We start from the raw sequence: 10,702 nt of genomic DNA, 5'->3' as shown, positions 1-10,702 counted from the left end.
GACTACGAACGCTGCGCCTCAACACTTGCCGCAATGCACATCATCGCCTTCGCAGGCTTCATGCTCAGAAACGCAGCTAACCTACTCATGCAAAGTGCATAACACCCTCTATGTGCACGACGGCCAGACCGATCAACAGACCAAGCGCGATACCGAGGGAGTGGAAAACCAGATCGGTCTTTACGGAGGGGATCAGGATAGTGCCGATCTGGTTTGCTACACGTTGCACGTCCGCCGATGTGCCGAGCAGCGTTACCATATCCCCGTCTTTTACCGGCGTGTCGGGGGTGACAGGCAGCGTCGTGCCCGCGCGGGAGAGGCCCACGAGATAGACGCCATGACGGACTGCAGCCGACAGGGATTGCGCGCACTGGCTGACGGTCTTCCCGGAAAAATCCTTTCTGGACAAGACAACATCGCGTCGTATCAGTGCGATATCCATGCCCGGGATTTCCCCGCATTCCTGTCCGATCTTTTGTCCTATGGTGAGGATATCCGCGCGCTGCCCCACAAGCAGGACCTGATCGCCGGACATCAGCGCGACATCGGCGCTCACGCCGGCATCCTTGCCGTCACGTAGGATCTGTTCCACCGTCACGCCGCGCGCCAGGTTCTCCACGCCGGAAACGGTAAGGCCGGATTTCGTGATTCGATAAGCCCGTCCGATGAGATTTGGCAGTGCGGGCACTTCGCCTTCACCCGGAACATGCACGCCACCGGCCTGTGCGGCTTCGGCTTTGATCGCGTCTTCCCGAATGCCCCGCTTCATGAACCACGGCAGGACGTTCACGCACAGGAGGATCGGGCCGATGGATCCGAAAATGTAGGTCACGGCGTATCCTACCGCGACATTGCCCTGAAGCTGCTGCACCTGCGCGAGCGGCAAGCCAAGCTTTTCCAGTGAAGAACCGGCCGTGCCGATGATGGCCGATTGGGTGAGGCCGCCCGCCGCCAACCCGGCCGCCAGTCCTTTGTCGAGATGGAACAGGCGCGCGACCGTCACAACCGTGATCAGGCCCGTAATGGCGAGCACCACGGCCATCAGGATTTCCCGTAGTGACTGCCGTCCGAGCGAACGGAAGAACTGTGGGCCGCTCTGGTATCCCACAGCATAAATGAAGAGTGCGAACAGGACGTTCTTGATACCTGAGTCGATGTGCACACCCACCTGACTGAGCAGCACAGCGGCGAGCAAGGATCCGGCCACGCCACCAAGCTGGAATGAGCCAAAGCGGAATCGACCGATCCAACATCCGATCACGAGGGCGAGAAAGAGAGCGATTTCAGGACACGCACCAAACAGGTCGGCCAATGGGGCAGTGAATGCGTGCAACACGAAATTCCTTGGGTTCGTTCTGGTTTTCGTGGGCGACCATCGTGGTCGCTCACATTTCCGTCATTGATAAAGATCAATGGAAAAAATGTTTAATACTTTAATTGGAATCGTATTTATGTCGTAATATTTGTTATTCGAAATGAATATTTTTTATTGCATAGATATGTGTATGTGCTCAGAGCGAAAGTGTATTTCAATCTGACTGCGAAGAGAAAGTGAGCCTATTTTTCTTCTTGGCTTGGAAGAAGGCGAGAAAAATTTTCTTTTGCATGTCAATTTACCGGCAAAGAAAACCCCGACTTTTTCAAGCCGGGGCAAACGACAGAGGCATCTGCTGATGGGTCTATCGGGTGGGTGTCATTCCCACTCGATGGTACCGGGCGGCTTGGACGTAATGTCATAGGTCACACGATTGATGCCGCGTACCTCATTAACGATACGGCTGGCCACGCGGTTGAGAAAGCCCATGTCGAACGGGAACACTTCCGCCGTCATGCCGTCGGTGCTGGTCACGGCCCGGAGCGCCACGGCTTGATCGTAGGTGCGGCCATCGCCCATCACCCCCACAGTGCGCACCGGCAGCAGCACCGCGAAGGCCTGCCAGATGGCGTCATAGAGACCCGCATTGCGGATTTCCTCAAGATAGATGGCGTCCGCCTTGCGCAGCAGGTCCAGCTTCTCGCGGGTGATGGAATCACTGGGAATGCGGATGGCCAGACCGGGGCCGGGGAACGGATGGCGTCCGACAATGCTCTCGGGAATCTCCAGTTCGCGTCCGAGGTCGCGCACCTCGTCCTTGAACAGTTCACGCAACGGCTCGACCAACTGCATGTTCATGCGCTCGGGCAGGCCGCCGACATTGTGGTGCGATTTGATGGTGACGGAAGGACCACCCGTGAAGCTGACGCTCTCGATCACGTCGGGATAAAGCGTGCCCTGAGCGAGGAACTCTGCCCCCCCGATCTTGGCGGCCTCTTCCTCGAACACCTCGATGAATAGGCGTCCGATGGTCTTGCGCTTCACCTCCGGGTCCGTGACGCCTTCAAGCGCGGACAGGAACAGATCGGACGCATCGCGGTGAATCAGCTTGATGTTGAACTGACCACGGAAGGTCTTGACCACCTCTTCCGCCTCACCCGCGCGGAGCATGCCGTGATCGACGAAAATGCAGGTAAGCTGGTCTCCGATGGCCTCATGGATCAGCACGGCGGCGACCGAGGAATCCACACCGCCCGACAAACCGCAGATCACGCGCTTGTCGCCCACCTGCTTGCGGATTTTTTCGATCTCGACATCGCGGAAACGGGCCATGGTCCATGTGCCGGTGCAGCCCGCGACATTGTGCGTGAAGTTGCGCAGAAGGGCTGCGCCATGGGGCGTATGCACGACCTCGGGGTGGAACTGCACGCCGTAGAGTCTGCGTCCTTCATCGGCGATGATGGCAAACGGTGCGCCCTCGGAGGTGGCGACGGCGCGGAAGCCGGGCGGCAGTTGCGTCACACGGTCGCCGTGGCTCATCCACACCTGTTCACGACTGCCGCGTGCCCACACGCCACGGAACAGGGCGCAGTCTTCGGTGATGTCCACGAAGGCGCGGCCGAATTCGCGGTGATCGGAGCCTTCGACCTTGCCGCCGAGCTGGTTGCACATGGCCTGCTCGCCGTAGCAGATGCCCAGCACCGGAATATTCAGCGCGAACACCACTTCCGGGATGACCGGTGCTCCTTCGTCATGCACACTGGCTGGACCGCCGGAGAGAATGATGCCGCGGGGAGCGAAGGCGCGGATACGTTCTTCGTCCGCCGTGAACGGCCAGATCTCGCAATAGACACCGCTCTCACGCACGCGGCGGGCAATGAGCTGCGTGACCTGCGAGCCGAAATCAAGGATCAGGATCCGGTCGGCATGCAGGGCGGTGTCGGTAATGGTGGCGTCCTGGGCGGTGCCGGACATGGCAGGCTCCTCTCGGGTGGGTGCGATGCGCTTCCGCCGGACGGCAGGAAAGCGGTACGCATACATTGCGGCGTTCTCCTCGCGGGGTATAGGACGAGGCAGGGGGTGTCGTCACCCGTTTCCCGCGTGTTCCGTCCCGGTTGCGCGCGGTTCGTTACTGCTTCGTGGAGGTCTGCCGATGCGCGCCCGTCTCCTGCCCTGTCTGTGCCGAGCCTTTTTTCTTTCGGTCGGCATGTCGGCTGCCGCTCTTCCCGCGTTTGCGGACAAACCGACTGGCGAATGGGTGGGCATGCTGGTGACGGATCAGGGCACCTGTCCCGATCATCAGGACTCCATTTTGCAGGTGGAAACTGACCGTGTGGCCTTCACACCTGCCACAGGGACGCTCGTGCTACGCGGAAAACCGGACAAGAATTTCACGCGGCTGCACGCCCAACTCATGCTCAAGGACAAGGACGGCAAGCCATTGCCCTGGGTGTTCGAAGGGCAGCCCGATGGCGATAGCATCAAGGGGGTCTTCGGCACGCCCAACTGCCGCGCCCACATCGTCCTGCATCGCCCACAGGGCAGCGCCTGGAAGAACTTCATGGGAGACTGACCCAAGGGTCGTCTTGCCGCCGCATTACGGAATCTGTCTCTTATGGACCTGACTGGCCAGATCGTCCTTCCCGATCGCATCCTTCCCGGCACGCTGACGCTTGAAGGAGAGCGCATCCACGCCATCACGCCGCTGCCGGAAGCGCCCGCGCGCTACATTCTGCCGGGCTTTATTGACGGCCATGTGCATGGCGGCGACGGCGCGGACACGATGGACGGAGTGGCCGCAATCCATCGTCTTGCGCGCTTCCACTTGACGCATGGGACAACCACCATCCTGCCCACGACCATCACCGCTCCATGGCCGGATGTGATGAACGCACTGAAGGCGGTGGCGGAAGCGCAGCGTACCGCGCCCACAGATGGACCGATCCTCCACGGCGCGCATCTTGAGGGGCCGTTCGTCAGCCCGCACCGACTGGGCGCACAGCCCCCGTTTGCCATTCCACCGTCACCCGGGCTTGTGGCTCAGGCTCTTGAAACCGGCGTCGTGCGTGTGGTGACGCTGGCCCCTGAACTGGAGCACGCCGACACGGCGATGGAGAGCTTCGCGCGCGTTGGCGTGCGTGTGAGCCTTGGTCATACGGTGGCGGGTTATGAGGAGGCCGAAGCGGCGATCTGTCGGGTGTGCGCGGCAGGGGGCACCGTAGGAGGTACGCATCTCTTCAACGCCATGCCTCCTATCGAGGGGCGGCGTCCCGGTCCTGTCACGGCGCTGATGTGCAGTGACGAAGGCCATGCGGAGATGATTTTCGACACGCATCACGTCCACCCGGCTACTTTCCGGCTGGCGGCCCGCGTGATGGGGCGCCGGTTGCTTTTCGTGACCGACGCCATGCGCGGTACGGGGCAGCCAGAGGGACCGAGCCAACTTGGTGGTCAGGACGTGGAAATTCGCGATGGAGCTGTACGGCTGCCGGACGGGACGCTGGCGGGGAGTATTCTCACGTTGGACGTGGCGCTGCGCAACGCCGTGACGGTGGGGGGCATGTCCCTGCCCGAAGCCTCACGCCTCGTCTCGGCCAATCCGGCCGCATGGCTCGGGCTGCATGACCGGGGACGGATCGCGCCGGGGTCGCGGGCCGATCTGGTCGTGATGGATGCCGGGTTCTCTGTGCGGGCGGTATTTGTCGGGGGGACGACGGTGTTCCGGGCCTAAACAGATTTTCTTCCGGATCGTGAAGACTATAGTAAGTAGTGGGATGGCTGCGGACCATCGGCAGTGATCGGCAACTTCAGGCCAATATCGGTGTGAAAACTGGATCGTCGAAACGAGTGAACGTGGTATCTCCCTCTGTTCGCGCTGTCCGGATCAGAAAGCGTGTTCCAGCACGTTGCGCGACGATACCATCGCGTTCGAATCGGTCGCCGATGAGTAGTGTGCGCTCAGGTTTTGCTCCAGCTTCTGCCATCAATGTCTGCAGACCTTGTGGATGCGGCTTGAGGCGACCAACATCGTCCGCCGTGACGACGAACGTCGCCTCAAGCCCAAGCGCGTGCAATTTATCGCGTGCGGGATAGTCTGACAGAATCCCTACAGTTTTGCCCGCGCGTGCGAGGCTTGAAAACAGGTCAGCAACCGCCGGATAACGGCAGGCTGGCAGATGGCGCAGCGGGCGTCGGAGCATCCATTTCGCGATGATCGCCTCTACCGTCGTTACGGTTGCACCAGTCGCTATGGCGGTCTCGCGCAGCAGGCGCGGTTCAAAATCCTCGACTTCAGCCTCGGCAAAATCTTCACGGAGGGCACGGAAAGTCTTCAGCACACGTATGGTTACAAAGTCGCCCCGTAAGAGCGTGCGCGTAACCAGTTCCCATGCCATCCGCGTCCGTAACCGCCGTTGATCGTACAGCGTGCCGTCAACGTCGAAAGCAACAAAATCAATAGTATCCCAATCCATGTCGACGCACTTCCAGCCGTCAATCGAGTACAATGAAGTGTTGGCTGGTCAATGTATCGAGCCAGGGAATATCTATGAAAGTTGTCAACCCAAATACGGCTGCCAGAAGTAGCACGATCACGATCAGCTTTTTTTCGCGATAAAGCCCTTCAGGACTCTGTGCTGAAGAGCCCGCTTCCATCGACAGTGCGAGGTAATAGGCAAACAATACTGCCACCAACGGAAGAGTCAGAATGTATTCGATTCGATATTTGATAAGGAAAACCGCGAGGAAGAACATCGCCAGCAGTGCGTAGAGAAACGTCGACACTGTCAGCGAAACTTCGGTATAGCCGGCGAAGCTGGCGCGATAGCGCGTGAGCAGTTCTTTGCCGTGTGATGCTGTGATCTCGCGGTATTCGGACAGGCGCTTGGCAGCCATCAGAAATGCGCCGCCGAGCCAGTAGGCGAGGATCAACGAGATTGGTGGCAGCGTCGTCGGGTCAACCATGGCCCAGCCGATGATCAACCGAAGTGGATTGTTAATTGATTCGGAGATGACGTCGAGAAACGGCTTGTCCTTACTTCGAAACGGACGAACATTATAGACAATGCCTTGCGCTGCAAATATCGCTGCCGTAACGACCATCAGCGTGCTTGAGAGCAAAGCAGCAGATAGTCCAATCGTTACGAATAGTACCCATTCGAGCAGAATATAGCGAGGATCGAGATCGCGCTGAACTGCGGCGCGGCGCGATTTTGTCGGATGATGACGATCAAACTCACGATCAAGAAACTCGTTGATGACATAGTTTGCCGACGCGATACAGATCGCTGTGACAAGGCCGCATACAATGTTCAGACTTAACGATGGTGCGTGGTCTCCCCGCAGTAGCCACGCGAGTACTGCGCCAGGTATAATGAACACATGCTTCGTACTGTGATCGAGGCGTGCTATGGCGATGTAGTCGCGCACTCCTCCTGTCCTGCGGGCAGATGTCGGGGTGTTGATAAACATGTCTGTCATAAAATAATTCCGCGTGGGCCAGACCACGATATGCAGATTGAATACAATTATTTGTTAATTGCCTTTGAAGGCACAGATGTCAAGCGCTATGCCGTGTAAAATACAAATAATGCATAGCATGCTATTGCAATATCTCTCGTCAGAGGGAATTTATCTGTCGGTCACCGTGTGACAGATGGCGCAGATGGCGACCGAAATGAGAGCGTTGCTCGCGGGAGACAAAGACGGTGCAAGAAGGATTGATCGAAGAGGCGTCAGTTTTCTCCCCTTCTTCTGTCTTGAAACCTTGGTGGGCCTTGTTTCTGACCACCCTGATCGGCGCTATCATTTTTTTTGTGCCGACCATGCTCAATACGGATGTCTTTTTCTATTGGGATACACCAACCTATATTAATGGCGCCGAGATGGGGGCGGTGAGATTGCTCGGTGAGCATGCTCGGTTGACACCATCGACTTCATTGGAAAAGCTTCATCCAACGGCTGCGGGCGCCATCACTTCGACCAACGCTGGTGTTTATATCGCTGGGCGCTCGGTTTATTATGGTGCTTTACTGTTTGCATCGGCCATGGCGGGTTCGCTCATGATCGCGGCAGCCGTTCAAGCGTTGGCGGTATCCTATACAATCCTGCTTTTTTTTCGGACGTTTTTGCCGGGAAAGGGGGGATATGCCCTGATTTCCATGGCGGTACTGATGATTGTTACCCCATTGGGGTATTTCGTTGGTTTGATGATGCCCGATGTCTTCACCGGGGTAATCGTGCTGCTGATTACAACCTTGCTCTATGGTTGGTGTCGATTGTGCCGTATTGATCGAATAATCGCGTTCGTCATACTGAGTTTCGCAATGTTGGCGCACAACAGCCATCCACCATTGGCGATCCTCCTTGTCATGACGGGGTGTGCTTTTGCTCGCTTCTGGCGGTTCGCCGAGGTTCCCTTGCTCCGACCGGCCATGCTGGTTGTGGTGGCTGTTGGTGTCGGACTGGCGGGTGAAGTTGTGTTTGCCCGTGTCGCCACGCAGGCGATAGGGGCGCCACCGATCCGACTTCCATTCTTGGTTGCTCATCTCCAAGAGATGGGGCCGGGAAAGACCTATCTCGAACACCACTGCCCGCAGGCTCATTTCGAGATATGCAACGATCTCGCCAAATTGCCGGTCGATTGGCGAGATTTTATGTTCAGCACAGATCCTGCGACCGGCGTTTTCGCAGTGGCCGATGCGGCCACGAAACGACGTATCAGCGATGAGCAGGTCGCTTTTGCACTCGCCGTGCTGAAGGATCAGCCGGTCGCGACGATCAAAGGGCTTGCTACGGCTTTTGCGCAGCAACTCACGATGTTTCGGGTGCAGGAGGTTTATATTCTGGGTGCGGTAGCGCCTCGACTACCGCCTGCGGAGTACCGGCGAGCGATGCGATCCATGATCGCAAGTCCCGGAAAGATTGAGACAGTATTGACTATCAGCACATATGTAACGTTGATCCTCAGTGTGCTCATCCTGCTGACGGCCATAGTCCGCGCGCGAACCTTAGGCGTCACCGGTGCGAGCACGCTGTTATGGCCAGCCACAGCCCTTGTGATTGCAGGTCTCGTTATCAATGCGGCCGTTTGCGGGATCGTCGCCTCGCCCTACGATCGTTTTCAGGCGCGAGTGATCTGGCTTTTGCCGCTGCTGGCATTGGCGCATCTTGCCGTGAGAAGATATCGGCCCATTCGCAGTTCATCACGTGTGTTGCCAAGTGAGGCCTCATGATTGAGGCTATTTCACTCGAAAGGCTTCACTCAGCCGGCGAGCCAGTTTGCTCCTCTCAAGGTCCCGCCTTCGTCGGCGGCGTCACAGTCAAAATCGCTCCAAAACTGTTGTTGCTACGGTCAATATCGGGAATGGTGAGATCGGGATCGACGATCGCCGTGCGCACGGGCTGATTGCCGGCCACTTCCACGGTCACTTCATTATGCTGCACCCACGCTTCGGTGGGGATGCGCACGCGCGCTGAACTGCCGTCTTTCCATGTCACCTGCAATGTTACGGGCAAAGGCAGCCAGCCGCGGTTCACCACTTTAACGAGCGCCCCTTTCGCAGGATCGTCATCGGGATAGGTCACGGGGGCGACGGCATAGTCGGAGGCCCAGTTGTTGAAGAACCAGCCACGCCAGAACCATGAGAGGTCTTCTCCGGTCTCGCTGCTCATGAACCGGAAGAAATCCGACGGCGTGGGGTGATGATACGCCCATTCCGTGATCCATGCGCGAAAGGCGCGGTCGAAGCGTTCGGGACCAATGATCTGCTCACGCAAAAGGGTCAGCCCGTAAGCTGCCTTGAAATAGGTGAGCGGGTGACGATACGTCTCCGGCACCGTGTCGCTGGGGGCCATCAGCACGGGGGCGGCCGGGTCGCGCAGCAGGGCGGTGATGTCGGTCGCGGGTCGTCCACTCGTGGGGGCAAACTCCGCGTCCCGCTTGGGCGCGAATTCGCCCTGATTGAAATCGGGCGCGGCCAGTGTGCCGAGGAACGTGGCGAAGCCCTCGTCCATGAACGCGTTGCGCCGTTCGTTGCTTCCCACCAGCATAGGGAACCACTGATGTGCAAATTCATGCACCGTCATGGCGAAAAGCTGTCCGTCCTTCTCGTCCTTTCCCTCAAAGGCCAGTCCCGGATACTCCATGTTCGCGCCATGACCGCCGACAGCCACGGCATTGGGCCAAGGGTAGGGAAAGAGGCGGGAGGAGAAGTCCTCGATGGCGTGTTTCACATAGGACACGGCGCGGTCCCATCCATGCGAACCCATGGCTTCCACGGGGTAGACTGCCATGGCCAGACGGGGCGTTGCGTCGGATTTGCTGGCCACCGTCTGGGTTCCGATGTCCAGTCGGGCGGCATCCCACAGGAACGCGGCGGAGGCGGCAAACGCCACGTCCCGCGTGTCGTTCATGTGGAAACGCCATGTTTTTGTTTTAGGTGCGGGAGGCGTGGACTTGGCTGGCTCGTTCTTGTGAGCGGGCGCCTTGTCCACTGTCTTGGGGGCCGGAGACGGGGCGGGAAGTTCCGCCGTGACAGCCGCCAGAACCTCGTCGCGGGTGCGGATCATCACGCGCTGTTCGCTTCGCGCCGCCTGCGTGAGCCGGTCCCGCTGTTCGCGTGTCAGCACGTCGTCGGCGTTCACCAGTGCGCCGGAGCCTGCCACGATGAAATCTGAGGGTACTGTCACGCTGTAATCGAAGTTTCCGGTCTCCAGATAGAACTCCTGACCCAGTCCGGGCAATGTGTCCCACCCACGCAGATCGTCATAGACGGCCATGCGCGGATAGAATTGGGCCACTTCGTAAATGTCGCCATTCTGGCTTGGAGAAACGGCGGTGCGGCCGCCCCAGGCGCCGGGCAGGGTGAGATGCCAGACGATGCGCAGGCGGTATTTTTCGCCCTTGTGCAGTGGCCGCACGAGGGGAAGCTGCATCCGTGTGTCCGAGATGACGGGCACGATGGGCGTATCGTGCTCTTCCTGCTCGATCGTGACACTTTCGATGGTCACGCCGTCCGTGTGATGCGTGTGCCAGGCGGGCGTTGCGAAGTTGGCGCGCGCGCCCTCGCGGTAGGCGTTCTGGTCCAGATGCACCCACAGCACATCCAGATCGTCAGGGCTGTTGTTGGTGTAGGTGATGGTTTCATCCCCACTCAGCACGCGACTGATAGGGTCGATGGCCACGTGGATGTCGTAATCCGCGCGGTTCTGCCACGCCTCCGGTCCACGCCGACCACTGCCCGAGCGGAAAACATTGACCGGATCGGGCCACGCCAGGGGCGCAAAGATGCGCGCCGGATCGGGCGGCGGCATCTGGAGGGCAGGCAGCGTGGGGGACGGGCTTTCCGTCGGGGCGTCGGCCGCGCGGGCGAAGGGGGACAGCACGGT

8 protein-coding genes are annotated in these 10,702 nt (G+C 59.1%); 3 read left to right on the top strand and 5 right to left on the bottom strand.

Going from position 1 to position 10,702, the window contains the following annotated elements; all coding sequences use genetic code 11:
* Window positions 1-85: 85 nt before the first annotated feature.
* Both GOB87_RS07115 and guaA read right to left on the bottom strand, forming a co-directional pair.
* On the bottom strand, window positions 86-1,333 hold the full coding sequence (locus GOB87_RS07115; RefSeq protein ID WP_242006215.1) for an aspartate-alanine antiporter-like transporter: 1,248 nt from the start codon (window positions 1,331-1,333) through the stop codon (window positions 86-88).
* A gap of 360 nt (window positions 1,334-1,693) precedes the next feature.
* On the bottom strand, window positions 1,694-3,289 hold the full coding sequence (guaA, locus tag GOB87_RS07110; protein WP_166314275.1) for a glutamine-hydrolyzing GMP synthase: 1,596 nt from the start codon (window positions 3,287-3,289) through the stop codon (window positions 1,694-1,696).
* A 178-nt stretch (window positions 3,290-3,467) separates the two neighbouring features.
* Between guaA and GOB87_RS07105 the strand changes: the two genes are divergently transcribed.
* Together GOB87_RS07105 and nagA are read left to right on the top strand one after the other, a co-directional pair.
* Window positions 3,468-3,887, top strand: coding sequence for a hypothetical protein (locus GOB87_RS07105; RefSeq protein WP_166314272.1), 420 nt, complete (start codon window positions 3,468-3,470; stop codon window positions 3,885-3,887).
* A gap of 42 nt (window positions 3,888-3,929) precedes the next feature.
* Window positions 3,930-5,045 (top strand): N-acetylglucosamine-6-phosphate deacetylase, encoded by a 1,116-nt coding sequence (gene nagA, locus GOB87_RS07100; RefSeq protein WP_166314269.1) that lies wholly within the window; start codon window positions 3,930-3,932, stop codon window positions 5,043-5,045.
* A 76-nt stretch (window positions 5,046-5,121) separates the two neighbouring features.
* On the opposite strand, the gene GOB87_RS07095 is transcribed toward nagA, so the two are convergent.
* Together GOB87_RS07095 and GOB87_RS07090 are read right to left on the bottom strand one after the other, a co-directional pair.
* The gene (locus GOB87_RS07095; RefSeq protein ID WP_166314267.1) at window positions 5,122-5,787 is read right to left on the bottom strand and encodes an HAD family hydrolase; all 666 of its coding nucleotides are present in this window, start codon (window positions 5,785-5,787) and stop codon (window positions 5,122-5,124) included.
* Between the two features lie 19 nt (window positions 5,788-5,806).
* Window positions 5,807-6,793 carry a UbiA family prenyltransferase gene (locus GOB87_RS07090; RefSeq protein ID WP_166314264.1) on the bottom strand — a complete coding sequence of 329 codons (987 nt, stop codon included), beginning with the start codon at window positions 6,791-6,793 and terminating at the stop codon, window positions 5,807-5,809.
* Window positions 6,794-7,020: 227 nt separating this feature from the next.
* Here GOB87_RS07090 and GOB87_RS07085 point away from each other — a divergent pair, with 227 nt between their 5' ends.
* On the top strand, window positions 7,021-8,547 hold the full coding sequence (locus tag GOB87_RS07085; protein ID WP_166314262.1) for a hypothetical protein: 1,527 nt from the start codon (window positions 7,021-7,023) through the stop codon (window positions 8,545-8,547).
* A 55-nt stretch (window positions 8,548-8,602) separates the two neighbouring features.
* On the opposite strand, the gene GOB87_RS07080 is transcribed toward GOB87_RS07085, so the two are convergent.
* A complete protein-coding gene (locus GOB87_RS07080) occupies window positions 8,603-10,627 on the bottom strand; it encodes a M1 family metallopeptidase (protein WP_166314308.1) in 2,025 nt (674 codons plus the stop codon).
* Window positions 10,628-10,702 lie beyond the last annotated feature (75 nt).

The sequence above is a fragment of the Acetobacter estunensis genome, assembly GCF_011516945.1.
GTDB lineage: Bacteria > Pseudomonadota > Alphaproteobacteria > Acetobacterales > Acetobacteraceae > Acetobacter > Acetobacter estunensis.
Note: the sequence above shows the minus strand (reverse complement) of the source record. Positions and strands in the feature narration are given on the sequence as shown.

Bases quoted from the DNA above. Each gene is read 5' to 3' on its own strand.
- guaA (WP_166314275.1), bottom strand. From the start codon at position 3,289: ATGTCCGGCACCGCCCAGGACGCCACCATTACCGACACCGCCCTGCAT.
- GOB87_RS07105 (WP_166314272.1), top strand. From the start codon at position 3,468: ATGCGCGCCCGTCTCCTGCCCTGTCTGTGCCGAGCCTTTTTTCTTTCG.
- nagA (WP_166314269.1), top strand. From the start codon at position 3,930: ATGGACCTGACTGGCCAGATCGTCCTTCCCGATCGCATCCTTCCCGGC.
- GOB87_RS07095 (WP_166314267.1), bottom strand. From the start codon at position 5,787: ATGGATTGGGATACTATTGATTTTGTTGCTTTCGACGTTGACGGCACG.
- GOB87_RS07090 (WP_166314264.1), bottom strand. From the start codon at position 6,793: ATGACAGACATGTTTATCAACACCCCGACATCTGCCCGCAGGACAGGA.
- GOB87_RS07080 (WP_166314308.1), bottom strand. From the start codon at position 10,627: ATGCCGCCGCCCGATCCGGCGCGCATCTTTGCGCCCCTGGCGTGGCCC.